The organism is Pararhizobium sp. O133 (assembly GCF_051669845.1).
Taxonomy (GTDB): Bacteria; Pseudomonadota; Alphaproteobacteria; order Rhizobiales; family Rhizobiaceae; genus Pararhizobium.
In genome coordinates this window covers 120,244-145,885 of record NZ_CP196430.1, presented here as the reverse complement: position 1 = coordinate 145,885, position 25,642 = coordinate 120,244, and the positions used below count along the sequence as shown (strand labels likewise).

The 25,642-nt window shown below is 57.0% G+C and carries 28 protein-coding genes and 2 pseudogenes; 16 read left to right on the top strand and 14 right to left on the bottom strand.

Annotation, left to right across the window (positions count from 1 at the left end; translation table 11 throughout):
* Positions 1 to 109: 109 nt before the first annotated feature.
* Genes ACST81_RS27835 through arsH form a run of 6 tightly spaced genes read left to right on the top strand, consistent with a single transcriptional unit; the run spans position 110 to position 3,629 of the window.
* Positions 110 to 463, top strand: a complete 354-nt coding sequence (locus tag ACST81_RS27835) for an ArsR/SmtB family transcription factor (protein ID WP_060509672.1) — start codon at positions 110 to 112, stop codon at positions 461 to 463.
* Complete coding sequence (arsN2, locus tag ACST81_RS27830) at positions 460 to 900, top strand: arsenic resistance N-acetyltransferase ArsN2 (RefSeq protein ID WP_438754835.1); 441 nt, start codon at positions 460 to 462, stop codon at positions 898 to 900. The genes ACST81_RS27835 and arsN2 overlap by 4 nt, the downstream gene beginning before the upstream one ends.
* Positions 901 to 915: 15 nt before the next feature.
* Entirely contained in the window at positions 916 to 1,443 is a 528-nt protein-coding gene (locus ACST81_RS27825) for an arsenate reductase ArsC (RefSeq protein ID WP_438754834.1), read from the top strand.
* Positions 1,443 to 2,501, top strand: coding sequence for an ACR3 family arsenite efflux transporter (arsB, locus tag ACST81_RS27820; protein ID WP_438754832.1), 1,059 nt, complete (start codon positions 1,443 to 1,445; stop codon positions 2,499 to 2,501). The genes ACST81_RS27825 and arsB overlap by 1 nt, the downstream gene beginning before the upstream one ends.
* A 2-nt stretch (positions 2,502 to 2,503) precedes the next feature.
* The gene (gene arsC, locus ACST81_RS27815) at positions 2,504 to 2,926 is read left to right on the top strand and encodes an arsenate reductase (glutaredoxin) (RefSeq protein WP_438754830.1); all 423 of its coding nucleotides are present in this window, start codon (positions 2,504 to 2,506) and stop codon (positions 2,924 to 2,926) included.
* On the top strand, positions 2,901 to 3,629 hold the full coding sequence (arsH, locus tag ACST81_RS27810) for an arsenical resistance protein ArsH (RefSeq protein ID WP_438754978.1): 729 nt from the start codon (positions 2,901 to 2,903) through the stop codon (positions 3,627 to 3,629). Before arsC ends, arsH begins: the two co-directional genes overlap by 26 nt.
* Before the next feature lie 3 nt (positions 3,630 to 3,632).
* On the opposite strand, the gene arsK is transcribed toward arsH, so the two are convergent.
* The 3 genes from arsK to ACST81_RS27795 are packed head-to-tail and all read right to left on the bottom strand — an operon-like array spanning position 3,633 to position 5,712.
* Positions 3,633 to 4,838, bottom strand: coding sequence for an arsenite efflux MFS transporter ArsK (gene arsK / locus ACST81_RS27805; RefSeq protein WP_438754976.1), 1,206 nt, complete (start codon positions 4,836 to 4,838; stop codon positions 3,633 to 3,635).
* Entirely contained in the window at positions 4,831 to 5,196 is a 366-nt protein-coding gene (locus ACST81_RS27800) for an ArsR/SmtB family transcription factor (RefSeq protein WP_438754828.1), read from the bottom strand. Before ACST81_RS27800 ends, arsK begins: the two co-directional genes overlap by 8 nt.
* 3 nt (positions 5,197 to 5,199) lie before the next feature.
* Positions 5,200 to 5,712: an ATP-dependent nuclease gene (locus ACST81_RS27795; RefSeq protein WP_438754826.1), complete on the bottom strand. Its 513-nt coding sequence runs from the start codon at positions 5,710 to 5,712 to the stop codon at positions 5,200 to 5,202.
* 211 nt (positions 5,713 to 5,923) lie between these two features.
* Here ACST81_RS27795 and ACST81_RS27790 point away from each other — a divergent pair, with 211 nt between their 5' ends.
* The gene (locus tag ACST81_RS27790) at positions 5,924 to 6,376 is read left to right on the top strand and encodes a GNAT family N-acetyltransferase (protein ID WP_438754825.1); all 453 of its coding nucleotides are present in this window, start codon (positions 5,924 to 5,926) and stop codon (positions 6,374 to 6,376) included.
* A gap of 890 nt (positions 6,377 to 7,266) precedes the next feature.
* On the opposite strand, the gene ACST81_RS27785 is transcribed toward ACST81_RS27790, so the two are convergent.
* Complete coding sequence (locus tag ACST81_RS27785; RefSeq protein ID WP_438754823.1) at positions 7,267 to 7,521, bottom strand: hypothetical protein; 255 nt, start codon at positions 7,519 to 7,521, stop codon at positions 7,267 to 7,269.
* 305 nt (positions 7,522 to 7,826) lie between these two features.
* Here ACST81_RS27785 and ACST81_RS27780 point away from each other — a divergent pair, with 305 nt between their 5' ends.
* From ACST81_RS27780 to ACST81_RS27760, 5 genes and pseudogenes are all read left to right on the top strand, one after another.
* Complete coding sequence (locus ACST81_RS27780) at positions 7,827 to 8,141, top strand: hypothetical protein (protein ID WP_438754821.1); 315 nt, start codon at positions 7,827 to 7,829, stop codon at positions 8,139 to 8,141.
* A gap of 79 nt (positions 8,142 to 8,220) precedes the next feature.
* Positions 8,221 to 8,988, top strand: coding sequence for an EAL domain-containing protein (locus tag ACST81_RS27775; protein ID WP_438754819.1), 768 nt, complete (start codon positions 8,221 to 8,223; stop codon positions 8,986 to 8,988).
* A 457-nt stretch (positions 8,989 to 9,445) separates the two neighbouring features.
* Positions 9,446 to 9,694, top strand: coding sequence for a hypothetical protein (locus ACST81_RS27770; protein WP_438754817.1), 249 nt, complete (start codon positions 9,446 to 9,448; stop codon positions 9,692 to 9,694).
* A pseudogene (locus ACST81_RS27765) lies at positions 9,691 to 10,091 on the top strand (DUF2177 family protein). The gene ACST81_RS27770 and the pseudogene ACST81_RS27765 overlap by 4 nt, the downstream one beginning before the upstream one ends.
* A 56-nt stretch (positions 10,092 to 10,147) precedes the next feature.
* Positions 10,148 to 13,396: a DEAD/DEAH box helicase gene (locus ACST81_RS27760; RefSeq protein ID WP_438754974.1), complete on the top strand. Its 3,249-nt coding sequence runs from the start codon at positions 10,148 to 10,150 to the stop codon at positions 13,394 to 13,396.
* Between the two features lie 328 nt (positions 13,397 to 13,724).
* On the opposite strand, the pseudogene ACST81_RS27755 reads toward ACST81_RS27760, so the two are convergent.
* A pseudogene (locus ACST81_RS27755) lies at positions 13,725 to 13,907 on the bottom strand (carbohydrate kinase); the annotation flags it as partial.
* Here ACST81_RS27755 and ACST81_RS27750 point away from each other — a divergent pair.
* Positions 13,842 to 14,399 carry a cytochrome b/b6 domain-containing protein gene (locus ACST81_RS27750; protein ID WP_438754972.1) on the top strand — a complete coding sequence of 186 codons (558 nt, stop codon included), beginning with the start codon at positions 13,842 to 13,844 and terminating at the stop codon, positions 14,397 to 14,399. The pseudogene ACST81_RS27755 and the gene ACST81_RS27750 overlap by 66 nt on opposite strands.
* 147 nt (positions 14,400 to 14,546) lie before the next feature.
* Here ACST81_RS27750 and ACST81_RS27745 read toward each other — a convergent pair whose 3' ends face one another.
* The 4 genes from ACST81_RS27745 to ACST81_RS27730 all read right to left on the bottom strand — a co-directional run bounded on the left by ACST81_RS27745 (position 14,547) and on the right by ACST81_RS27730 (position 18,224).
* The gene (locus ACST81_RS27745; RefSeq protein WP_438754816.1) at positions 14,547 to 15,242 is read right to left on the bottom strand and encodes a VIT1/CCC1 transporter family protein; all 696 of its coding nucleotides are present in this window, start codon (positions 15,240 to 15,242) and stop codon (positions 14,547 to 14,549) included.
* Positions 15,239 to 15,643, bottom strand: a complete 405-nt coding sequence (locus ACST81_RS27740; protein ID WP_438754814.1) for an OsmC family protein — start codon at positions 15,641 to 15,643, stop codon at positions 15,239 to 15,241. Before ACST81_RS27740 ends, ACST81_RS27745 begins: the two co-directional genes overlap by 4 nt.
* A gap of 1,104 nt (positions 15,644 to 16,747) precedes the next feature.
* Positions 16,748 to 17,209: a hypothetical protein gene (locus ACST81_RS27735; RefSeq protein WP_438754812.1), complete on the bottom strand. Its 462-nt coding sequence runs from the start codon at positions 17,207 to 17,209 to the stop codon at positions 16,748 to 16,750.
* A 193-nt stretch (positions 17,210 to 17,402) separates the two neighbouring features.
* Positions 17,403 to 18,224, bottom strand: a complete 822-nt coding sequence (locus ACST81_RS27730; RefSeq protein ID WP_438754810.1) for a universal stress protein — start codon at positions 18,222 to 18,224, stop codon at positions 17,403 to 17,405.
* A 244-nt stretch (positions 18,225 to 18,468) separates the two neighbouring features.
* Between ACST81_RS27730 and ACST81_RS27725 the strand changes: the two genes are divergently transcribed.
* Positions 18,469 to 19,098: an Hsp20/alpha crystallin family protein gene (locus ACST81_RS27725; RefSeq protein WP_438754809.1), complete on the top strand. Its 630-nt coding sequence runs from the start codon at positions 18,469 to 18,471 to the stop codon at positions 19,096 to 19,098.
* Here ACST81_RS27725 and ACST81_RS27720 read toward each other — a convergent pair.
* A complete protein-coding gene (locus ACST81_RS27720; RefSeq protein WP_438754807.1) occupies positions 19,064 to 19,711 on the bottom strand; it encodes a BON domain-containing protein in 648 nt (215 codons plus the stop codon). The genes ACST81_RS27725 and ACST81_RS27720 overlap by 35 nt on opposite strands.
* 142 nt (positions 19,712 to 19,853) lie before the next feature.
* Between ACST81_RS27720 and ACST81_RS27715 the strand changes: the two genes are divergently transcribed.
* Entirely contained in the window at positions 19,854 to 20,312 is a 459-nt protein-coding gene (locus ACST81_RS27715) for a pyridoxamine 5'-phosphate oxidase family protein (RefSeq protein ID WP_438754805.1), read from the top strand.
* Positions 20,313 to 20,431: 119 nt separating this feature from the next.
* Here the strand turns inward: ACST81_RS27715 and ACST81_RS27710 are convergent, their stop codons facing one another.
* From ACST81_RS27710 to ACST81_RS27700, 3 genes are all read right to left on the bottom strand, one after another.
* Positions 20,432 to 21,265, bottom strand: a complete 834-nt coding sequence (locus tag ACST81_RS27710; protein ID WP_438754803.1) for a universal stress protein — start codon at positions 21,263 to 21,265, stop codon at positions 20,432 to 20,434.
* Positions 21,266 to 21,422: 157 nt separating this feature from the next.
* Positions 21,423 to 23,336: a PAS domain S-box protein gene (locus ACST81_RS27705; RefSeq protein WP_438754802.1), complete on the bottom strand. Its 1,914-nt coding sequence runs from the start codon at positions 23,334 to 23,336 to the stop codon at positions 21,423 to 21,425.
* 14 nt (positions 23,337 to 23,350) lie between these two features.
* Positions 23,351 to 24,199, bottom strand: a complete 849-nt coding sequence (locus ACST81_RS27700) for a Crp/Fnr family transcriptional regulator (protein WP_438754800.1) — start codon at positions 24,197 to 24,199, stop codon at positions 23,351 to 23,353.
* 53 nt (positions 24,200 to 24,252) lie between these two features.
* On the opposite strand from ACST81_RS27700, the gene ACST81_RS27695 reads away from it, so the two are divergent.
* On the top strand, positions 24,253 to 24,966 hold the full coding sequence (locus tag ACST81_RS27695; RefSeq protein ID WP_438754798.1) for a response regulator: 714 nt from the start codon (positions 24,253 to 24,255) through the stop codon (positions 24,964 to 24,966).
* 7 nt (positions 24,967 to 24,973) lie between these two features.
* Here ACST81_RS27695 and ACST81_RS27690 read toward each other — a convergent pair whose 3' ends face one another.
* Positions 24,974 to 25,423: a hypothetical protein gene (locus tag ACST81_RS27690; RefSeq protein WP_438754796.1), complete on the bottom strand. Its 450-nt coding sequence runs from the start codon at positions 25,421 to 25,423 to the stop codon at positions 24,974 to 24,976.
* Positions 25,424 to 25,642 lie beyond the last annotated feature (219 nt).

The following is a 25,642-nucleotide window of genomic DNA, read 5'->3' as shown; positions in this document are numbered from 1 at the left end:
GACATTGCGGTAAATTTGGAAAAGGCATTGTGCACCGAAGGGCACTTATCCCAACTCCGACCATCCTCCGGCGGGTTGACACACGTTATATATCCGTTATTCTGGATATATGGAAAACAACAGTGCAATCAGCGCGCTCTCGGCGCTTGCCCAAGCGACGCGGCTCGAAACCTTCAGGACCCTGGTTCGTCATGAACCCGAAGGTGTTCCCGCCGGCGAGCTTGCGAGGATGCTCGACGTTCCACAGAACACAATGTCAGCCCACCTTGCCACGCTGGCGAGGGCAGGGCTCATTAAAAGCGAGCGCCAGAGCCGTTCAATTATCTACCGGGCGGATCTCGACGTGTTCCGTGACCTGACACTGTTCCTGCTGAAGGACTGCTGCGGAGGATCGGCCGAACTGTGCGCACCGTTGATCGCCGAACTCACGCCCTGTTGCGCGCCTGCCGCGAGGCCGTCATGACGTCGATCAAGCTTGAGCCTGTCGGAGGCGACGACCCCGGATTTAAGGCGGCTCTGATCGAGGCGCACCTGCCGACCGACGATATTGGCGACAATGGCCGCTCGTTCTACAGGGCCGTGACGGATAACGGCGCCATCGTCGGTTACTCCGGAATCGAGGACTGCGGCGACGCCTGCCTCCTCAGGTCGCTGGTCATTCTGCCGGAATACCGTCGCCGAGAGTTAGGCAGAATCCTTGTACACATGACGATTGAGCAAGCGGGAGAGGCATCGACTGTCTATCTCGCGACCACCACAGCCTCCGGGTTCTTCGAAATCCTGGGCTTTTCCGTCGTGGCCCGACCTGACGTTCCCGCTGCCGTTCTTTCGACCCGCCAGCTTTCGGGCATCTGCCCGGCCTCGGCGACCATCATGAAGCTTACTAGGCCACCGACCTAACAACGGAACACGACCATGACCGACAAGACCTACAACGTGCTGTTCCTCTGCACGGGCAATTCCGCTCGCTCTATACTCGGCGAATCCATTCTCAATCATGAGGGCAAAGGCCGCTTCCGCGCCTTCTCCGCTGGCAGCCATCCCAAGGGCGGAGTCAATCCACATGCTCTTCGCGAGCTTGTGGCGCTCGGTTATCCATCCAAGGGTTTCTCGTCGAAGAGCTGGGACGTCTTTGCAGAACCCGGCGCTCCCCAGATGGATTTCATTTTCACCGTCTGCGACAGCGCTGCGGGCGAGGCCTGCCCGGTGTGGCTCGGCCATCCGATGACAGCCCACTGGGGTGTCGAAGACCCGGCGGCCGTCGAAGGATCGGACGCCGAGGTGCAGCGCGCCTTCGCGCAGGCCGCGAGATTCCTCAAGAACCGCATCTCTGCCTTCCTCAGCCTGCCGCTGACCTCGATCGACAGAATGGCGCTTGAGCAGAAGCTCCGCCAGATCGGTCGGATGGAGGGTTCGACCGGAACACAGGGGAAGACAGTCTGATGTCCATGTTCGAACGCTACCTGACCGTATGGGTCGGCCTGTGCATCGTCGTCGGGATCGCTCTCGGTCATCTGATGCCCGGTGTATTCCAGACCATCGCTTCGGCAGAGATCGCCAAGGTCAACATTCCCGTGGCGATCCTCATCTGGCTGATGATCATCCCGATGCTCCTGAAGATCGACTTCCGTTCGCTCTCCAAAGTCGGTAGCTACTGGCGCGGCATCGGGGTGACGCTCTTCATCAACTGGATGGTCAAGCCGTTCTCGATGGCCCTGCTCGGCTGGCTATTCGTGGGATGGCTGTTCCGGCCCTATCTGCCCGCCGACCAGATCGACTCCTATATTGCGGGCCTGATCATCCTGGCGGCAGCGCCCTGTACGGCAATGGTTTTTGTCTGGAGCAATCTCACCAAGGGCGAACCACTGTTCACGCTTTCACAGGTCGCGCTGAACGACGCCATCATGATCGTCGCATTTGCACCCGTCGTCGGACTGCTCCTTGGGCTTTCTGCGATCACCGTGCCGTGGGACACGCTGGCGATCTCGGTGGCGCTCTACATCGTCGTGCCGGTTGTGATCGCGCAGATCATCAGAGGTCGCCTCACGGCTGGTGGCACGGAGCGCGCGCTCGACGCCGTTCTTGCGAGGCTCCAGCCGCTGTCGCTTGTCGCGCTTCTGGCGACGCTGGTGCTGTTGTTCGGCTTCCAGGGGGAGCAGATCATCGCGCAGCCGACGATCATCGCCCTCCTGGCTATTCCGATCCTGATCCAGGTCTATTTCAACTCCGGGCTCGCCTATATTCTCAACAGGATTGCCGGGGAGCGCCATTGTGTTGCCGGCCCCTCGGCTCTGATCGGAGCATCCAACTTCTTCGAACTGGCTGTCGCCGCCGCTATCAGCCTTTTCGGCTTCCAGTCCGGGGCGGCGCTGGCGACCGTGGTCGGCGTCCTCATCGAGGTCCCGGTGATGCTCTCGGTCGTCTGGATCGTGAACCGCTCCAAGGGCTGGTACGAAGCTGCGCCCGCCGTCTCCCGAAACACTGCTACGACAAGGACCTGATCATGGACGTCACCATCTATCACAACCCCGATTGCGGGACCTCGCGCAACACGCTGGCCATGATCCGCCATGCTGGCATCGAGCCAACCGTCGTCGAGTATCTGAAGACCCCGCCGACGCGCGAGGAACTCGTCAAGATGATCTCGGATGCCGGACTGACGGTCAGGCAGGCGATCCGCGAAAAGGGGACGCCGTACGCGGACCTTCGCCTCGACGATCCGAGCCTGACAGACGACCAACTGCTCGACGCAATGCTGAAGGAGCCGATCCTCATCAATCGACCGTTCGTCGTGACGCCCCTCGGCACGAGGCTCGCCCGGCCGTCCGAAGCGGTGCTCGACATCCTGCCCGACACCTTGAAGGGTCCCTTCACCAAGGAAGATGGCGAACAGGTTATCGATCGGGAGGGCAAGCGCATTGTCTGAGACATTCCCGGCACTCAAGGAGGATTACCTCCATCAGCCCGATCTCGAAGCATTGCGGCCAGCCTTCTCGACGCACAAGCCACGCATCCTGATCCTCTACGGCTCGCTTCGGGAGGTGTCTTACAGCCGACTTCTTGCTCATGAGGCTCGAAGACTGCTCGAACGCCTCGGCTGCGATGTCAGGGTCTTTGATCCCAAAGGACTACCGCTACCGGACGAGTCCGCGGCGACCCATCCGAAGGTGATGGAATTGCGCGCGTTGTCCGAATGGTCCGAGGGCCAGGTCTGGGTCAGTCCGGAGCGTCACGGGGCGATGACCGGCGTGATGAAATCGCAGATCGACTGGATACCGCTCGCGGTCGGATCGGTGCGCCCCACGCAAGGGCGGACGCTTGCGCTGATGCAGGTGTCGGGAGGGTCGCAGTCCTTCAACGCCCTTGGGCAGATGCGTATCCTCGGCCGGTGGATGCGGATGATCACGATCCCGAACCAGAGCAGCGTCGCGAAAGCCTATCAGGAGTTCGACGCCGACGGCCGGATGAAGGCGTCGTCGTATTACGACCGTGTCGTGGATGTCTGCGAGGAAATGGTGAAGTTCACCATCCTGACAAGGGACGCGTCATCCTACTTGACGGACCGTTACAGCGAGCGCGTCGAGGATGCCGCCAAGCTCGAGCAGCGGGTCTCGCTGAAATCCATTTGAGGTTTAGTTCGCCGCCGTTACTGGCCGTCTCGACGATGTCGCGACGGCGACGAACAACAGAATACCGAGAACGCCGAGCAAGGCGTTGGCGAACAGGGCGACACCGATACCGAGGTTCTCCATCGCGGTGGAAAAGACAAACGGAGCCGCGGCGCCGACGGCGAGTCGAGCGGCCGCCATCTTTCCGGTTATCGCCCCGTAGCCTTCGCTTCCGAACAGGTACAGCGGCAGGCTTCCCTGAGCGATGCTGTTGATGCCGGAACCCAGGCCGAGGCAGACCACGAAAACGACGGCGCCGGGCAACGATCCTCCTGAGATTCCGAGGATCGCGACTCCAGCGACGATAAGCACGGCCGACAGGATGGCCAGGGCCGGTGGTGAAAGGCTCGTCCCGAAGATCATGTTGATCAGGCGGCTCAAGACCTGAGCAGGCCCGAACAGCGCTCCGATCATGACCGCTGCGGTACCGAGACCAAGCGCTGTCAGCATCGGCACCATGTGAGCGAGGATGGCCGCCAGCGTGAAGCCCAGAAGCGCAAACGCCATGGAGACGAGAAGCATGCCCCTGCGACGCGTCTCAGGTTCGAGCGCACCGGCGACGACCTCCCGCGGTCTGACAACCTGCGCTTTAGAAGCGACCCGTCCGACGCGCATGATCCAAACGTGCAGCGGCATACAGACAAGAAGGTTGAGCGCGGCAAAAACGAGGTAGATCTCCCGCCACGACAGAAAGCCCGTGAGAGCTGCGGAAATCGGCCAGAAGATAGTCGAGGCGAACCCTGCTATCAGCGTGAGATAGGTGATGCTCCGCGCCGCCGTTTTGGGGTCGCTTTCCACCAAAGCGGCGAAGGCAGCCTGGTACTGAACCATCCCCGACGCCACTTCGAGAAAGACGATGGCAAGCGCGAAGACGGCCACGGACGGCGACCAGGCACACAATGCCAGCGTGGCGGCGGAAAGCGCCGACCCGGCCGTCATGACGTTCGCCGCGCCGACACGGTCCATATGGCGGCCGATGAAGGTTGCCGAAAGGCCTCCGACGAAGAGGGATATCGAGAAGATGCCGAACACCCATTCCAGGCTTAGGCCAAGATCAGCGGCCATGCCCGGAGCGAGGATCGAGAACGAGTAGTAGAGCGTGCCGTAGCCGATGATCTGGGTCAGTCCCAGCGCGGAGACGATGCCCGCAGGGATATTTGTTTTACGCAACGGTCGCGTCCCCGAGTGCCTCTTGCGGCGCACAACACCCTTCCGATCGCTCGACCGATGCGCGGATGACCGGGTGAGCAGAGCAGCAATCCTCCATCAGGAATTTCACCAGCTCGGCGAGTGCGTCGTAGCTTGCCGTGTAGATGATGGAGCGGGATTCACGTCGCTGGCTGATCAAGCCAGCGTGGTCCAGTTCCTTGAGGTGAAAACTGAGGTTAGACGGCGAGACGCCCATGCGCTCAGAGATCGCGCCGGCAGCCAGCCCCCCTGGTCCGGCTACAACCAGCGTCCTGACAATCCCGAGACGGGTTTCCTGAGAGAGGGCTGAAAAACTGGCCAGGGCTTGACGTTCATCCACAATTCAACAATCCTTGAAGCATTGAAATAACTGAGTAGCAAAGATGAACCACAGCGACAAGGCCGCCAGTGCCCGCTTTGCGTCCCGCAGCGGCGGCAAATAGACATGTCGCACCATGTCCTGGCAGCCGGGCTCGGGCGCGTTGCCTTCCTTGCCGGCCCAGATTGTCGGGCGAATTCCCGTCCGGCTGCCATCAAAACGCAATCCGAATGAAGCTTTGGTCAGCGTGGCATCGGTGGCAGCGCTGATCAGACGTCCTTGCTGGCCGGTCGTCAGGCCTGAGAAATGCGCCTCGAGTTCGAAGTGCGGAACCGCGCTCTGAAACCTCACATCCGTCGACTCGCAGTAAATCTCGCGGCGGCCGCCGAGCGGTATCGTCAGGAGCCGGATCGCATCGATCGCATTACTTTTGCCGCCGTTGTTCTCGCCCACCAGCACGGTCAGATCTTGCTGAAAATGGATCTCGCAATCGTCGAATGACCTGTAATTTTTGAGTTTCGTGGAAGATAAATACATTCACTGCCCCCACAGTGTTGTCATGATTTCATTTTTGCGGTGATTATAACTGAATAGTATCATCCAGCGATAGTCTTGGCGGAAGAAGCGGGACGGCGCCGTCGCATGGACGGTCTCGTTGCCCCGGCCGCTTGAGCTGGTATGCTGCCCGTGCTGCCACTCGATGTCGATGGCGTGACCGGGGTAAGCGCATTCAACGGGAGGACCACGCTTGGATCAATGCCACGCCGGACAGATTGCCACCTTGCTCAACACGCGCAATCAGCTCGTTAAAAACTATGACGCCAAGGCCATTCTGGCTGCGCGCGCGCGATTTCTGTTCGAGGTGCGTGATGATCAGGTCGTTGGGTGCGTCGAAGTGAAGAAAGTCCAGTGGTATCAGGCGGAGGTCAATCACCTCACGGTCCACGAGGACTATTGTCGGCAGGGGATAGCGCAGGCGCTTCTCGATGCTGCCACCGCGCGTGCCATCAAAGACAGAGCCCGCATCCTGCAGTGTACGATCAGGGACAACAATGATGAGAGTGCGGGCCTGTTTCTGAAGAACGGCTTCGTGCGAACAACCTTGTTCCTGTACCCGGACACCGGGAACAATGTCGGGGTCTACCAGAAGGTGATCTCCCCAGCCAAAGCAGCCGGATTAAGCGCCGCAATGGGCGCCTGAAACTTTGCGTGGCGGTAACGGACAGGCAAACTTTGCCCGATGCGATGGAGGAGAATGGCAGGTTACCCCCGAGCGCTCCCCAGCACCGGACCATCTGGAATCGGCCCCATTTCGGTCATTCTGCGTAAGACAACGCGACGTAACGCGCTTAGCGATTTCAGCGCGTTAGATCTGTTAAAATTACCGGGGCGAAGGTTCGGATCTTTTCCCACCGGGGTTGTGGAAGCTCGGGCGCTTGAAGGTTCGTGACAACGCTGAACTGCGATGTTGCCATACGCAGGCGGCAATTAGATGATGCCGGTTCAGCTCCACAATCATCGCCCTCAGCAGGCAGTACGATTCAAATCGCGCTGCTTAAGGGAACCACCAGGCCTGCACTTGGTTGCTCTTTACGCTAGGCATCTGTCCGCACGGGTTAGGATGCGTGAAACACTTTTCAGAAGGAGAAACGAATGAGTCACTCTGACGACCATCCTGAACAAGATCCTGCCGAGGGTTCGCGAGAAATCGTTGAGCGCGATCTCATCAAGCAAGCCGATAAACGGCGAGATGCCAAGAACGGTGAGAGCCACAACCCCGCTGAAACGTCCTCCGCTGGCGCAGAGGCGGCCGAGCCGTCGCCGGGAAACTGAAGATTTGCAATCAGAGAGAATGGCTATGGCAGATCGCAGCACCACCACGATTATGGCCGTGTTCAATACGCGCGCGGCTCAATATGTGTTTCCCGCAGCCAATGACGGTTTGTAGTTAACGGACGAAGTCGGTCGCTTGCGACCGGGGACATGCGAACTGGACCGCCTTTAAGGCAAATCGAGAAAGGGGTCTCCATAGTGCGCCGAAGGCAGTTGATGTGGATGCGCTAGATTGTGATGTCGGCCGGAATAGCCGTTTCAACCAGCGCGAATGCACAGGCAATCCAGATTGTCGCGCTGGGCGATAGCAATACTGCTGGTCTTGTGGTCGGAAAAAAGAAATGCTTTTCCTACAATTATGGAAACGTCGCTTCGGCTGCCGGCTACGATGTCACAGTTTCCAACCAGCGAATCACCGGCGACACGACGAGCGGCATGCCTTCCCGCCTCGGGCAGGCTGTTCCATGTGGCCGCAAGATCGCCGTTGTACAAGGCGATAACGATCCGGGTCACGGCGTTTCGCCTCAAACTACGGGCGAAAATGCGATACCAATCTGAGGAGATTACATTCCAGCGGACTAAAAGTGGTCCTTTGCGGATTGTCCAGCGACCAGTGGAGCCGAATTGCGCGTCGCCATCACGCTATGCGACTTCCGGGCAGCGTGTGTTTTGACGCCAGTAATCGCGGATTTGACGATCTTCACATGAACAAAGCCGGCTACAAGGTCGTGGCGGCACATCTCCTTCCGATCGTTCGAGATCTTCTGGGCCGGCAGTAGGAGAAGTCGAGCGGGCAAGGCCGTGAGCAGCAGCTCGCAATGCAGGCCTATCTCAGTAGTGGGGCGGTCAAGTCTAACCAAACATCAGGTGGTCAAGGATTGCATAGTTGCGTCGACGACGGCAAATTGGCTTTGTCGACCTCATGGCGAAACCGTCGCAACTATCGTGCGAAAGCTATGACCGCAATCGCCGATCCAATTCGACGCGCAGGCATTTGCATGCTCGCTGAAACAATTCTTGTCGTCGAAGATGAATTGCAGATCCGCTTCGACATCGTTGATGCCTTCAAAGCAGGGCGGCATAGGGACGCAGTGCGCCTGCTCGCATATCAGCGGGAAATAGGATGTTCATAGATGAGAAGTTGCGTGGTGAGGAGGGAAACTTAATCAGTTCCCTTTAGACCTGTGGACTTTAGGAGAGAGGATCCCCACCGTGTCGACCCTATGCAACGGATGTCGTGACGGCCAAGCGTTCGACTTGCCCTTTACGATGGCATTCCAACCAATCGTCGATCTTAAAACCGGCGCCATCTTTGCCCATGAGGCGTTGGTTCGAGGCCCGGACGGTGAAGGCGCCGGCTCGGTCTTGAGCCAGGTCAGCAACGGTAATCGCTATGCCTTCGACCAGCAATGCCGCGTGAAGGCCATCGAGCTCGCCGCGAGGCTCTACAACGCTGACGACGATGTCAAACTCTCAATTAATTTCATGCCGAACGCGGTGTATGAACCGCGTGCCTGTATTCGGTTGACGCTTGCGACCGCAATGAAGGTCGGTTTCCCGCTACACCGGATCATCTTCGAATTTACCGAAGACGAGAGGCTTGACACAAAGCATGTCCTTCACATCCTGCGCACCTACCGAGACATGGGGTTCAAGACGGCGATCGACGATTTCGGAGCGGGGCATGCCGGTCTCGGCCTGCTTACTCATTTCCAGCCCGACATCGTCAAACTGGATATGAACATCATCAGAAAGATCGATACCGATAAAGTGAGGCGCACGATCGTCAAGCACACCCTTCAAATGCTTGAAGAGCTTTCCATCGTCCCGTTATGCGAGGGCGTGGAAACAACGGAAGAATTGAAGGTCTTGCGTGATCTGGGCGTCTCGCTTGTTCAAGGTTATGTTTTGGCCAAGCCAATGTTGGAAGGCCTCGCCAAGCCGGTCGCTTTCGACCATTTGCTTGTCGACGCAGCTTGACAGGTCCGAGATAGACACTTCATCGATGCGGCCAGGGATGAACCCTCGCCGATTGACGAACACGCCGTCCGCCATGAGCTGGCAGATGGCCGACCTTACTCAACTGCCGTATCTTTGAATCATGCGCATTGCCGCCCGTCATTCGTCCCACCACCGTAGGTTCGAACCAAGGCTGTGAGAATTGCAGTCCCGCGCGCAATAAGCCCGGCCACGAGGTCATAGGCGTTTTAGCAACGCGATAACACCTCTCGGTAAGTGGTCCATCGATCATCGTCGTCTGTCGATCGCGCGAACTCAAAAGCGTTGAACGACTATCTCGTGGTCCAGCGAGTAAGCTGGAGCGAATGTATCACAACACTGACGATCAACGGGTTCGGATTTGGGTCTGATAGTCGCCGCTCAATTCCAAAGGCTAGGAACAGCCAACCGATCCGCGAGTTATCGCGAAATGAATGGAATGATCACGAACACCGACACGATCGCGGCACAAGTCAAAACAGAGCTTTTGGCTCGTCCACTTGCCGAGACGGGTGGCAGCTTCGCAATTTCCTCTAATGAATTAACGACTCCATCCGCGACATGTTTGCTGACCATTTTAGTTCGAAACAATTCCGCACATGAGCGCTTCAAAATGCCGAAGCATGCGAGCAAGACCGCGATGCCTCGTCAGAGCACCGACTTACGGCAGAAAGGACGCCCACAATGAAAACATTCGCAATTGCTTATATTGCAACCCTTATTTCCTTCCTGATCACCGATGCCGTATGGTTGGGCTTTGTCGCTCGCAAATTTTACCAAGAGCAGCTCGGCGACCTGACGCTTCCGTCGCCCACTTTGCAGTCGCCGCGGTTTTCTACGTCTTCTTCGCTGCAGCGATTGTTGTGCTCGCCGTTCGACCGGGTCTTGAAGTCGGGTCGCTCTGGACTGCGGCCGGCTATGGCGTGGTGCTCGGTCTGGCGGCCTATGGAACCTACGATATGACCAATCTGTCAACGTTGAAGAACTGGCCAGTATTACTCACCATTGTCGACGTGATCTGGGGAGCTGTGTTGACGGGAATTGCGAGTGGATGCGGATATGCTGTCGCTCGACATTTCGCATAGCTGTCCTGATCCTCAACCAACTTGTAACCCTCAACAAACAGGAGATTAGCTTGCGCGTGCCCGAGTATTCAACAAGTGAGGCATCACCTGCTCCTGTCGAAATCTCAGATTCGTTGACCGCTGCAAAACTGATCGAAATCATGGATTCCGACCAGCGTCCGCATGCCTACATCGCGTTGACGGGGGGATCAGCAGAGCGGGTCGCAAGGGCAGCCACCTGTCTGGACCAAACTATCGAGGTTATCCTGCTACCGCCGTGGGACTGTCTTCCCTACGATCGCGTCGCACCGTCGAAGCAGGTGATGGGACGGCGTATGGATGCGCTGCGTGTCTGGCTGCAACCTTCATCCAAGCCGCGTCTGCTTATCACCTCACTAGCCGCATCGCTGCAGTCTATCCCGCCTTTTTCCGTCATTCGAGAAAGCGAGATGACTCTCAAAGTAGGACAGCCATTCGATCGTGACGCGTTCAAAGAGTTTGCTCAACGCACCGGCTACGTTGAGGAAGCGGTCGCTGACGACCCCGGCGAACTGGTCGTCCGCGAGGACGTCATAGATATTTTCCCCGCTGGCAGCTCAGTCCCGATGCGGATCGTTCTCGATGACGATGACGGGATTGAAGAGCTGCGGTTTTTCGATCCAAACACACAGCGAACCACCGATACTGTTCATGAAATGACATTTGGGCCCGCTTCAGAGCTTGTTTTCATGGATATTCCGGACATGGTTGGTGAGCGCACTTTGTCTGTCGAAAACCAGATGCTGCAGGCTTACCCTATAATGCAAACGCTCTTCGATATTGTTGCGGGCAGTTCCCTCTGCTTCCAGGAGGGCTGGGAAAGCAAACTGGAAGAACTCGTTGCGACCATACGAGACGCAACAGAAGCCCGTGCAGAGGCAAAGTTCGGCGAGCACCACCGACGAAATTCCTTCTACCTTGATCAGGGCCGGTTGCTGAAGGAAATTGCTCGTTTCGCCCGCTTCGACATCGATTACGCCGACGCTCGTCCACAAGGCTCGATCGAAGGACGCAATCGCCGAAAAGCACTGGTCAATTTTATAGATCAGCAGAAAAACGCGGGTCAATCCGTAGTACTCGCCGGCTGCGGCTCGGTTATGGATGGTGTGCTGCGCGCCGTGGCTCAGACGTCAGATCTGACGCCTGTCGATGATTGGAAAGCATGCCTTTCCGCGCCGGCGGGAGCTCTAGTGACTCTGAAATGCCGTTTGGATAGAGGGTTTGCGGTCCGACACATTCAGGTCGTGACGGCTGCGGACATCTTGGGCGAAGAGCCAGACGAGATCGATACTTCCTCATTCTTGAACGAGCCGCAAATTCAGCTCGGCGACGTTGTGGTTCATGAGGATCACGGCGTAGGAATATTGAAGGCGCTTGAAACGCTTGACGTTGAAGGAATTGGCCAGGATGCGGCGCGGCTTGAATATCGGGGCGGCGCCTCCATCCTCGTGCCGATGGCCGAGTTCGGTAGGCTTTGGCGTTACGGATCTTCGCCCGAAACAGTCACACTGGACAGCATACAGACCGAGGCGTGGTCCAAGCGTCGTTCTGCGATCGACAAGGACATTGAAAAAGCTGCTCGGCACCTGAAGCGGCTTGCCAAGGTTCGTCGGGAAACCTCCGCGGAGATTTTCGTCGCGCCTCAACGGGCGTACGCAGATTTCGTGCGGCGGTTTCCCTATTCCGAGTCAGCCCATCAGTCATTAGCGATCCGAGCGGTGTTGCAAGATTTGAGCTCTGGAAAGCCAATGAACCGCCTAGTCTGCGGCGATGTCGGTTTTGGCAAGACCGAGATTGCACTAAGGGCGGCCGCCGCTGTCGCCTTATGCGGTGCGCAAGTGGTGGTGATCGCTCCAACGACGGTTCTGGCCCGTCAGCATCATATCACCTTTGCGCGCCGGTTCGCCAACACGGATGTCAAAGTGGAGATGCTCTCAAGGATTGTCGATCGAAAGTCATCAGCGGATATAAAATCCGGCCTGGCCTCCGGCAACATCGGCGTTGTGATCGCGACGCAGGCGATTCTTGCAAAAGATGTTCGTTTCTCTCGGCTGGGGCTTTTAATCATTGATGAAGAGCATAAGTTTGGCTCGCGCGATAAGGAGGCGATGAGATCGCTTTCCCCTGAGTTGCATGTGCTGGCCATGTCGGCGACGCCGATCCCGCGGACGCTGCAGTCTGCGATGATCGGTATCCAGGATGTCAGCATCCTTGCGACATCACCATCAAAGCGTCGTCCTGTCAGAACGACGCTCGGATCATTTGATCGAGCTTCCATGCGCGTGGCGCTGCTGCGTGAGTTCCGTCGCGGCGGACAGAGTTTCGTCGTTGTGCCGCAAATCGAAGACATCGATGGTGTTCACGAAATGCTGAAAGACCTCGTTCCTGAACTATCGGTCCGCATCGCGCACGGCAAAATGAAAGCTGCGGACCTCGATGACGTCATGGTCGGATTTGGCGATGGGGATGGGGACATTCTTCTGTCCACCAACATCATTGAAAGCGGCCTCGATATCCCGCGTGCAAACACGATCTTCATATGGCGGGCCGATCGATTTGGCCTCGCTCAGTTACATCAGCTTCGGGGGAGGGTCGGACGTAGCCGGATCCAAGGCTCTGCGATGCTTCTTGCAGATGATGATATCTCGGAAGAAACGCGCGTTCGACTGTCAACCATGGAGGCATACGATCGCTTGGGCGCAGGCTTTGCATTGAGCATGCAAGATCTCGATATGCGCGGCGCCGGCGACATTGCGGGTGACGATCAGGCAGGGCACATGAAACTACTTGGCGTTAGTCTCTATCAGAAACTCTTAGAACGCGCGGTGCTGGCTAGCGGCAAAGAGGGATTTCGTGAACAGCAGGATGTTGCGATCAATATTGGCATTACCCAAACGATACCCGAAAACTACGTGTCGGACGGTACGGTGCGGCTCAACCTTTATACTCGACTGCTTCGCGCTCGTGATCAGAATACCCTGGATGAGTTGGAAGACGAGTTCAACGATCGTTTCGGTGAAGTTCTTGACGAAGTCTCCATACTTATCCGCCTTGCCAGGCTTCGCGTGGCAGCCAATCGATTTGATATCTCCAAAATAGCCGCTGGATCGCGTGGATTGGCGATCAGCTTTGCAACAAAGCCCAGTCGAAAGCGGCTTGAGGCGTTGCTGCAGAGCCATAACTGCGAATATCGCGACGATAGGCTCGTTATCAAACTACCGACGGACGATGGGCTAGAGCGGCTGTCATTCTTGGAGAAGGTGTTGCGAGAAAAAGTGCCAGCATGATCCTCAACCCGTTCCGGGTTAAACGTCTTCCAAAACACGATCGCTCTTTGTTCCTTTCGCACCGATTGGATGCCGGGGAACGACTTCGAAGCGTTGAAGGCATGCGTAGTGGTGCGACGGCGAGCGAAACAGCGACCCTTGCTATCACACCTGCCGGACCTGACGGCCCCGGATGAACGGCATGTAATAAACTCGCGGCCGGGGACACGCCTAAGCGTACCAAGAAATTCAAAATATTATATATTAATCAATGACTTGATGAAAAATGCATAAGCATATTTATGGAACTTAAACCTCTTTTTTTGTGAATGCCTTATGTTTTGTCCGCCTAGGTGATCTCGTAGCTCCAAGGTGAATTTGCGCCTGCGCGCGACACAGTGACGGCGGCCGCTTTGGCGCTCAGCGTCAGACCGTCGCACACGGCGCTTTCGCTCAGGGTTGCAACCTGCGACTTGGTAAGCAGGTCGTTCATCCTCAGCGAAGCCAGAATGCCCGCATCGAACGTGACCCCGTAGTCAGGCTGTTCCACTGGGCGCTGGTAGGTTTTTTCGCCTTCTCGTTCTTTACGGGCGACGAATGGAAGTCGGCTCATATTCTGTCGGGCTACATGATCGGGGTCCTGGTAGCCATCCGGGTTGTGTGGGGTCTCTTCGGGTCGGAGCATGCCCGGTTCGTCAACTTCGTTCGCAACCCCGTCACCGTTCTCAGGTTCCTTGCCGATACCGCCCGTATGCGCGCCAAACGCTACATCGGGCACAACCCAGCAGGCGGCGCGATGGTGATTGGGCTTCTCTTGATGATTGCGGGCATCGTCACCACCGGCACCATGATGACGACCGATGCCTTCTGGGGTATCGAATGGGTGGAAGACACCCACAAGACATTGGTCTATTCGACCGTTGGCCTGATCGTGCTTCACATTCTCGGGATCCTGCTCGCCAGCATCGAGCACCGCGAGAACCTCGTCCGCGCCATGATCACAGGCTGGAAACGCAGAAACTGAAATCGTAAGCCGGTCCTCAATCATCCTGCCGACATTCATGTTCCCGTGAAAGCATGCGCGGGAACGATCTCGTGAACCATTCGCGAAGCCGGTCCGTTGGTCGATCACGAAGTCTCGCCACGCGCCTCCGACAGACGCGTTGACCGTTCAGATGGCCTTCCCGACGACCGCACCGATACCTGCCGTCAGCGCCATCGCAAACGCGCCCCAGAATGTTACCCTCAAGGTCGCCCAGACGACATTTGCGCCGCCGGCTTTTGCGCCTATGGCACCCAGAAGGGCAAGAAACGCAAGGGAGGCAACCGATACGGTCGCGACCAGCATGGAGGCGGGTGACACCATGACCATACCAAGGGGCATCGCTGCTCCAACCGCAAAGGTTGCCGCCGAGGTGAGTGCGGCCTGAATTGGCCGCGCGGTGGTGATTTCGGATATGCCGAGTTCATCCTGCGCATGTGCGGCCAGTGCATCCCGGGCCATCATCTGATCGGCGACCTGTCGCGCCAGAATAACGTCGACGCCGCGCTTGACGTAGATCTGGGCGAGTTCTTCACGCTCGGCTTCGGGCTGAGTTGCCAGTTCCTTGCGCTCGCGGTCGAGGTCCGCCTTTTCGGTGTCAGCCTGCGAGCTCACCGAAACGTACTCGCCCGCCGCCATCGACATGGCACCCGCGACCAACCCGGCCACGCCTGCAACCAGAATTTCAGAGCTTGCCGCCGAGGCCGTCGCAACGCCGGCGATAAGGCTTGCCGTCGAGACAATGCCGTCATTGGCACCAAGGACGGCGGCACGCAGCCAGCCAATCCGCGAGACGAGGTGATTTTCCGAATGCAGACGGCTCATGTTTTTCTCCCGATCACGCCCTCGAGACGCACTGCGGCGGCGATCGTGTCGGAAATTGTACCGTACTTGCGGACATTCTTGTGCAGCAGTTCAAGGCGCTGATCGCTTTCAGTCGTATCGATGACCAATTGATAGTCGATCGAGGTGATTTTGGGCGGCGCGTCCTGCCGAACGGCATGAAGGGTGATGTCGACGCCCTGAAATTCGAAGTCGAGCATGGGTGCAACGCGTTCGATGCCCTTGATCATGCAGGCGGCCACCGCCGCCAGTAGCAATTCGGCTGGATTAAATGCGTCATCACGACCTGCAAGGCAGGTATCGAGCCATATTTCAGCCTGCTTCGCGAATGCAACACCGCCGAGCGCATCGACCCGGCGGGCATTGACTTTGTACTCCAGCATCGACGGAAACCTTTTCAAATCATGGCATGCCCGACGGCCACCCGTACCACCCTATCAGCAAGTCGAGATGCGCCGTTTGATCGGCATCAAGAAGACAGGACGATATTGAGAGCCAGGAGAACCAGGCTGGCAATAAGACCGGCGATGGAGACTTTAGAACGGGTGGACAAAAATACCGGGTAGCCGCGCGGCCACCCGCATCTTTGCGCGAATAGGGAAAGAGTGACGAACTATCGAAATACCCCTCGCGGTCGCGACGAGCGGGGTGATACGTCCTCGCAAGCACCGCGCGAAGCGATGCCGTCGACAAAGGGCGCCCGGCGACCCAGATACAGAATAAGCCTCCTCCGCTGTCGTCCTTGCACGCGTCTGAACGTTCAATATTGTTCGTGTCGACGACGCAGATCGTATTGTCCCACAAGGCTTGCCTACACTGGCTCTTCCCATTACACGAGGACGCTGCAGAGGGAGGATGCTAGTTGCAGCAGCGCTTGACATGCCTGGAAAGATCACATGTTTCAGTTGCTGCCGAACGCTGATTGTCAAGTTGATGATTGGTGGGATTGACCGTTTTCACGGCTGGAGCGGTTCCAAACGTAATTCTTCGAACCGGACGTCGCCATATCTCGTCGCCTCTTCCTCGGTACGGAACGACCTGTGCTCACTGTGGTCAACCGCCGTAAGGGTAACGACCCAAACACCTTGAAACGGAAGAACAACGAGGCGTAAGCTCTGCATTTGAGATGGGGGCATTAGAAGAATCCAAGATGAATGCTCATGTGACAATGATGGCAATCGCACGCCAAATCACTGACTTAAATCAAACGCTCTAAGTTTGGGCAAAGATTGTCGTGGCATTTGCCATTACGTGGACAGCCCGCTGTTCACTGACGAATGAGGCAGATGTGCCGCCCGTGGCTTCGCAGGGTTGGCATTGTGCCTTGCGCTGTCCCCGGAAAGCGACCGGGCTGTCGCAGCTCATAGCTCTGGTTGAGGGAACGGTCCAAGCTTGGATTCCCGACCGCAATCGAACCGAACACTTCGCTAAGACGCCCCATCCAAGCGTCTTTTGATCCAGCTCAATGATTAAAGTCCGATCGTTGCCTATTTAGAGAAGACCATTTCTGAAAGCACTCGCAAGACGCAACGTGTTGATGTGGCAACGAGGTCGAAATGAATATCGTAGAGATCAAAATCGAACTGGAAGATCGTCGTCGTGGACTTGAGAAGCGCCTCACAATGATAGACAGCGACCTTGGCCGAGAATTGGATGACGACAGTGGCGACCGAGCGATCGAGACTGAGAATGACGAGGTCCTCATTGGGTTGGAACGGAGCGGTCGCGAAGAACTGAAGGCGATCCTCTCTGCCCTCGATCGCATAGAACAGGGAGACTTCGGGCGATGCGTGCTTTGCGGAGGAGATATAGGTGAGCCTAGACTCAAAGCGTTGCCGTTCACGCCTTATTGCGTCGAGTGCGCCCGTGAAACCGAAACCGCGTAAGGTCAGATCGAGGCCGACACCCGCATTTGAGATAGCGATCTGCGGCGAGTGAGTGGCGCCCAAGGCGCTGTTCCCGACAGATTTGCGACTCTCGACCAACATCCTTCGCCGCAATTGGCATCAGGCCGCCTGACCATGACTGACGGTAGCCTTTCGCTCATGAAAGGCGCGTTATTAAGCGTATACCTCAGTTGTGCTGAGACTAGCCGACACCGATAGATGCCGGGTTACAGCTGTTATCGCATTTTGGGGCCCCTCAATGTGCTAGGAGCATCGGGATTTCGGACCCTGCAAGAAAGGACTGGGTGACACCACCCAACAGGCGTTCTCTCAATCGCGAATGCCCGTAACCGCCGGCAATGAGCAGGTCGGCTCGATACTCCTTTGCCACCCCCTGAAGCACCGTTGCGGCACGCTCTCCATCGGCACGCCTTTTTGCTACGTCCACCGACAGGCCGCCTTTTTGCAATGCTGCAGCAAAACGATCAAATAGTTCTTCGTCAATCGCCTTGTCATCGACGACCGATATCAGCACGATCTTTCGGGACTGGTCCAGGAACGGCCGCGCCCCGGTGAGCGCCCGTGCCAAAGTCGCGCTTCCGTCCCAGGCGATCGCAATCACGTCGACGCGCCCGCAGGATGTCTCGCTGGGATACAGAACAACAGGTCTCCCACTGTCAAAAAGGATGCTCTCCACGAGTGATCGGGCCGTTGGAACAGCTTCCATGATGGAACAGTCGTAGATCCGTGCTCTTCTCGAAATCGTCTCACCAATTTGGGGTTCCAAGGTCTCGACATAGGAGATCGTTGCGCTAATCCCAGCGGTGTCTGCGTAGTCCCTTACCGCTTGCGCCAGAAACTCCGCGTTATCGCGACTTGTACCTTCAGCGTCTGCACTCATTTTCGCGATGTCCAAGACGGGTGGAAATGCGCTGTGTACATTTGGTATTTTCACCCTGGCGATCGTTACATTCAGATCCGCGCTCTGATTTCGGGCAAAAGTGATCGCGTTCTGGAGTAGCGTGAACGAACTTGGATCTGGATAGGTCGTCAACGGCAGGTGAAACTGAGGCTTCATGGGGCATCTCCTTTCAAGATATCCTGATTCTTGCGCTGATCGAGCGTCATCGCCTCGGTTTGGCGCACACCGATCATGCCAGGATGTTTGCTAGAATACGCCAATTGGCGGTTCGCGGTTTGATGCCGATCAATGTTCACACCCTCCGACAGGCTAAGATGAAAACACATCTCGATCACATGAGATGAAAAGAGTGGGAGCGCGCCTCCCGTCCGAATCATCAAGGTAAATGGAGATTGAAAACGTGGCTGAACATCCTGCTAATCTTCCAACCAACATCGAGCCGAAAACGCCGTCGACATCAGGCCGCTGGTCTCCCTTCGAGAGTCTTCGCTCGGAAATTGACCGGGTCTTCAATGACTTTACACCGGGTTTTTTCGATCGGACCTTTTCTCGATTGCCGGCGGCATTTCAGGGTAACGCGCCGGCCGTCGATTTTGTCGAAAAGGACGACGCCTATGAGTTGACCGCCGAGCTACGCGGCATCGATCCCAAGGAGCTTGATGTCACACTGTCGAACGGCATCCTCACGTTAAAAGGCGAAAAGAGCGAACGCGAGGAGAGAAAAGATGGAGACTATTACTTGTCCGAACGCCGCTACGGGTCTTTCCAGCGGGATATCCAGCTTCCAGAAGCGGTAGATCCCGACAAGATCGACGCCTCGTTTGCCAACGGACTTTTGAACGTCACTCTTCCGAAAAAGCCACAAATGCGCAGAAGAACAATAGGAAGATCGCTATCAAGGCGGCCTGATCGCAATCGAACCAATGACAGCCAATATGTTGGCGATCAATGTAGAAAGAAGCGCGGGAGAACGGTCCGTCCGCGCTTCTTCAGTATCAGGATACACGAATACGATTTTCGACCAGGCTGACGCCGGGGACCGACCACGCGGCCTGTTCCGCTGCCCGGCGTTCGCTCCAGGCGTGGACGTCACCCTCCAAAGTCACCTTGTCGTGTGCCACATTGACCTTGACCGCAGCCGCTTCAATGAGAGCGTGCCGTTGCAATGCTGCCTCTATCCGATGTTTGACATCAACGACACTTGCCTTCGGCTTGACTTCCAATACGTTGACAACGCCGACGACCCCGCCGAGTTTCTTGACCGCGTCTTCCGCGGCTTGCCGCTGGAAATGCCACGGCACTTCCCCGGAAAGCGTGATCCAGCCTTTGTGAACCTTGATGTCAACCGCGGCGTCGGGAAGTGCGGTATCCCATGATAAGATGTCGAGCGCTCTCGCAGCGATCTCGTCATCTGCATGGCGCTTGTGTCCAGGCCATCGAACCTCGATCTCGCTGGCGACGGCCCGAACACCTCTGACGCGTTGGGAAATCGACTCAGCCATCAATTTTTGGGTGTAGGATTCCACGTGTCCAGAAAGCGTTGCGATCCCGTGTTCGACGGCAACACCAATCTGGGCGGCGTCGAGGCTCGGATCGTACTTTAGTTCGTAGAGGATATCCCTTCGAATTTTTCGGTCGTCCATGTCTTACTCCATCCATTCAAGAGGCAGGATGTACCTCGCTTTCAAAGTGAACCAAGGGACGACAATATTTTTTGCGCTCGATCAAGGATGAGAGAGGCGATCCGCGTTAACCTCATATGCGTTAAAATGAGGAGGTTCTGTGATGACTTACATCTTGAAAGACCTTACCGAAGGAGAGTGCCGTGCGGTGCTTAGCAAAGCCCGTTTCGGCCACCTCGCCTGTTGCAAGGACGGTCAACCCTATGTCGTCCCAATCTATTTTGTCGCCGATCAAGGGACGATCTACAGCTTTTCGATGCGGGGCAAGAAGGTCGAGTGGATGCGGGCGAACAACAACGTCTGCCTGCAGGTCGATGCGGATGGTGAAGGCAAGGGATGGGGTAGCGTTATCGTCGAGGGTCGATTTGAAGAATATCCGGATACGGAAGCGTGGCATAACCAAAGACTGCACGCTTGGTCGGTTTTACAGCAATATCCTGACTGGTGGGAGATTGGCGCCCTGAAGCCGGACGAACTGCCAATATCGTCAGCGTCTCCGCATCTCTTTTACGGGATTGTCGTTCGAGAGATCCACGGACGCAGAGCGAGCCTCGTGGGATAGTGAGGACTCGATATTGAGAGAGGCCGCCCAGATTTGCATTTGGGCGGCCGATACATTTGTCGAGGTCCAGTGGCCTGCTACTGCTTCTGCGGTGACCCTTTCCATCGCCGAAATACGGCTTAATGAGCCAAAAACAGTGGAATCTTGGCCTCTTTCAACATCGAATGCGTCACCCCGCCGAACAAACGTTGTGCCAAACGCGGATGGTTATAGGCGCCCATGACGATCATGTCGGCAGATACATCAATCGCATGTTGCCGCAACGTTTCATCGATAGGCCGTCCGCCACCCGAAATCCGATCGACTGCAGCGTTGACGCCGTGCCGCGCAAGGTAGCGAGCGATGTCTGCGCCCGGCTCTTCACCATTGCCGGAACTGGTCGCGAGGGGATCGACTAGCGCGACGTGGACCTCGCCCGCGCTCTTCAGAAAATCAAGGGACAGCTGGGCTGCGCGAGCTGCCTCGTCGCTGGAATCCCAGGCGAGGAGGACTGCCTTTGGCGCGGCACTGATGTCGCGACCCGTTGGATTGAGCAGGATCGGCGTTGGTGAATGGAAGAGAGCACCGTCAATGACCTGCTTGCGGAACTGCTCATCGCGTGCGGCTTGAGGTCCGACCAAAACGATATCGGCGTAAAGCGCGCGCACGGCGATATCATCCGCGGCCCAGGCGAATTCGGTATAGATGTCCTGGACATCCCAGGAGATCTCGCTTTTTTCCAGCAACGATTTGATGGCACTCGCTGCCGTGTCGAGTTCCTCGATCTCGCGCTGTCGCTCTTCGACCCACACTGTGGAAATGACGTCATATGTGCCGATGTAGGGGCCGGCTCCCATCGATACCACGAGCGCAGTCAGGTGGGCTTGGTGCGTGTCACAGAACGTGATGGCACTCTCCACGTCCTTGTGGAATTTGGTGACATCGAGGACACCGAGAACTGTCTTGATCGTCATGGTCAGAGCCTTTCCTGTTTGAGGATCGTCTTGAGCATAGTCAAGTTAGCCACTGGTCACATTGATCTGGCGCAAATACGAACGGCGGAGGCGATGTCGCTGACCCTCATCGAGACGCCTTTCGCAGCTAATCACGGTCACCAATGCGGAGGAGTTGTCAGTCCAGAAGCTGGCGCAAGCGTACTGCCAGTTCGCGCGTCGTGTAGGGCTTTTTCAACCAGCTCGCGTTTTTCAGCAGGCTTCCGCTGGTAATCTCGGGCGATGCATACCCGGACGTCAGCAACACAGCGATGTCGGGACGCCGCTCCTTGACCGCCTGCGCCAGCCGGTCGCCGGTCAGGGGTCCCGGCATTATGATGTCAGTGAATACGAGGGCAATTTCTGGTGTTTGTTCGAAGAGCGCAAGCGCGTCAGTCCCGTCCTCCGCCTCCAACACCTGATATCCCAGGTCTTTCAACCGCGAGACAGCCACGCGTCGCACCCGCGGATCATCCTCGACGACGAGGACAAGTTCCTCGCCCGTTGGGAGTGCGACATTGTCGGTGCCAGGTGGACCGGCGGGGACGACTGCGCCTTGTTGGACTGGCAGGAAGATTCGAACGCTCGTTCCTTGGGCCGTTTCGCTGTAGAGTTGGACATGCCCACCAGACTGGCGGGCAAAACCGTAGACCATGCTTAATCCGAGCCCGGTTCCCGCACCGACGGCTTTGGTCGTGAAGAAGGGCTCAAATGCACGCTGTTTGATTTCATCCGTCATGCCAGTCCCGGTATCGCTCACAGCGATGAGCACATACTCACCTGTCCTGACATGGGGATACATCGCCGCATAATCGACATCGAGGGTTACGCGGCTCACCTCGATCGTAAGGCGTCCGCCGTCCGGCATCGCGTCACGACCATTCAGGGCGAGATTGAGGATTGCGTTTTGTAGCTGTGACGCATCCACCAGGGCGAGATTGGCTGCGCCGGTCACGATGCTACGCAACTCCACTCTTTCCCCGAGCGTGCGCCTGAGAAGATCGGCAAAACCGTCGATCAGACGTCCTACGTCTTCGAACTTTGGATTGAGCGCCTGCCGGCGGCCGAAGGCAAGAAGCTGGCCGGTGATCTTCGCGCCGTCGTCCGCAGCAAGTTGTGCCTCACGGGCAAGGTGAAGGAGTTTTGGGTCTGAAAGTTTCGCCTCGAGCATTTCAAGATTGCCGCCGATGACAGTCAGCAGATTGTTGAAGTCGTGTGCGAGGCCGCCGGTCAGTTGACCGACCGCTTCCATCTTCTGTGCTTGGCGCAGTTCCTCTTCCATCCGATGGCGGCTTGTGAGGTCGCGAATGAAGCCTGTGAATACACGTTCGCCATTGGAGATCGCCTCGCCCACGGAAAGCTCCATTGGAAACAAAGTGCCGTCCTTGCGCAGGCCCGTGACCACCCGTCCATATCCGATAATGCGACGTTCGCCGGTTTCCATGTAGTGAGAAAGGTAGCCATCATGTGCACCGCGATACGGCTCGGGCATCAGTTGCTTAACATTCAAACCCTTCAGTTCCGCAGCTTGATAACCGAATAGTCGTTCCGCAGCCGCGCTAAAGGCAGTGATTGAACCCGCTTTGTCGATCACCACCATGGATTCTGGAACCGTAGCCAGGATGGAGGCCAAATGTGCCTCACGCTGTGCGAGGTCCCTCTCCGCCTGTTTCAGAATGGTGATGTCATTATTCGTCTGAAGGACCAACAAGGCGCCTGTGTGCTCCATGACCACACAGACAAAACGCGCAGCGATATAGAGATTGTGACCATCCTTGTGCCGGTGCTTGAGCTCCCCAGACCAGATGCCCGTCTCGCGGAGCTTGTTACGGATGTCGTCGATCGGTTCTGGAAACTCTGTGGCAAGAAGGTCGTGCACGATTGCGCCGATCGCCTCGGCACGGGACCACCCGTAAAGTGCCTCGCATCCCGCGGTCCAGCGCTCGATCACCCCGTCAAAGCGATGAACAATGACGCTCGCCCCACCGAGGATCCGTTCGATCTCGTCCAATCCGTGTTGAGTGACCGTTTGTAACGCTTGGAATTGAGGCATCGCGGTTCTTCGAATTAAGCGCTGGCGAACCGGAGCGCGTTCACCTCATCATGCACATCGGCCTCGCCATGAGAAGTGTCAACTTCACCGGCGAGCGTGATCAACTTTTCGATCTTAATTCTGTATTGATGACGCCCCTCTGCCGTGATGACACCACGCGAAGCGAGGCTGGAAAACGTCCGCGAAACCGTTTCGATTGTTAGGCCAAGATAATCTGCGATGTCCTGGCGTGTCATCGGCAGGTCGAGCTGAGACACAACGAAAGCTCCTCGGTCACGTCGAGCTGTCAGGACGAGGAATGTACAGACGCGTTCCTCTGCCGTTTTTGTCGCCAACAGGACCATCTGTTCCTGTGCCGCAGCCATCTCGTCGCTCAGTCGCGCAAAAAAGCTGGGCCGGAGTTCGGGCGACTGGTCCATCCTTTGCTGGAAGCTCTGCTTGGAAAAACGCCGGACCTTCGTCCTCGTCACCGCTTCGGACCCGTAGAGATACCGATCCATGAGCGAAATTCCAATCAGATCGCCAGCGTAGAGAAACCCGGTAATGACGCGGCGACCGTCGGAGAGTATCTTGAAGACTCTGACGAGACCTTCGACGATTTCGAACACATGCTTTGCGGGATCGCTCTGCCAGAAGATCGGTTGTCCCGGCTCGAATATTTCGATCGGCTGCCGGTCGAAGACGCACGCCAGGCTCGGCTGCAGGCGTGACGCCAGTGGAATGACGCTTTCAGAACGGTATTGACGAGCAGTTTCTGCCGGGACCATAACCATTTCCTCTCTCCTGTTTGACCAGGGGAGTTGAGCCGGTACAGGTGACGAGCGAACGCTAGGCCTGTAATAGTTAGCGCGAAATTGCAACAATTTGTAACAGATGCCAAACTACCTGCGACACTGTCGCGATTGGGCCTCATGCAATGCAGAACCTACTTGTCATCGACGATGACCCGCGCATCCGCGATATGCTGACACGCTATTTCCAGGATGAGGGATTCGGCGTGATGGCGGTGGCGGACGCCCCCTCGATGCGGGCCTGTATGGCATGCACCACCTTCGACGCGATTCTTCTTGATCTCGTCCTGCCCGGCGGCGACGACGGACTCGTGATCGCAAGAGAAATCCGTACAACGTCCGACATTCCAATCCTCATGCTGACGGGGCGCGACGACGTTATCGACAGAATTGTCGGACTGGAGATCGGGGCGGACGATTATATTGCCAAACCTTTTCACTTGAGGGAGGTACTGGCGCGCCTGCGCACGGTGCTTCGGCGGCGCGCGGCGATCAGCACTCCGAACGGACATGCCGATGTCGACGTCCTTGCCTTCCAAACCTTCACCCTCGACCTCGGCCGGCGCCTTGCGATGACTGCGGGCGGAAGCGAGATCTATTTGACGACGGGCGAATTCGATATGCTCGTCGTTCTCTGCCGCCACCCAAAACGCGTTTTTTCACGCGTGACCCTGATGGAACTCACCCGCGGTCGCAATCTCGATGCCTTTGACCGAAGTATCGACGCACAGATCGGTCGTTTGAGAAGAAAGATAGAACCTGACCCGTCCAGGCCCGATCTGATCAAATCGGTCAGGGGCGTGGGCTACGTCTTCACCGGCAAGCCTGTATCCCGATAGCACACGACTATTTCAGGATCAGTCGAACGCCATGATCCCAACGGCTATAGTCTAAACGCTGTAGCCGCCGCGTCCAATTGTCGGACGTCAATGTCCAGAAGCGAATGCTTGTGCATTCGGCTTTTGCGGCGATGCCCCGTAGCTTGTCGATAAGGGCCTTTGAGACCCCGGCCTCGTCTGCAGCGCTCGCAACGACGAAGATGGGCACATCAAGCATTCGTTTATGCGCGAAATCATCGCCAAGCTCGCACAACGCAAGTCCCTGAATCACACCCATCGGATTAAGCGCGATCCACGCCTGTTCCCCTTGATCCGCAACGTCGGTGTTGGTCGCCAGCCGAGCACAGTATCGTCGCCATGCCGCAAGATCGAGTACCGAGGCGACAGGTTCGATAAGCGGATAGGCTCTGTCCACATCAAACGGCTGGATCTGTGAAATAGTATAGATTGCTGACATACCCATTTCCTCAGTGAACCTCGAGGCCGAGCTTGACGCCGCCTTTCAAGCGATAGGCTTGCCGATGTCATTCGTCTCGAATGCCTACGAAAGCGGAAAGGCCAGCCTATTGCATTGCGACAGATCAATGCCGAACCTTTGAATTTAAGCTGAATTGGACATTCCAAGCCAACACCGGGCAGAACGCATGCGTTGCACCCTCCAACTCGCAAGGACTAC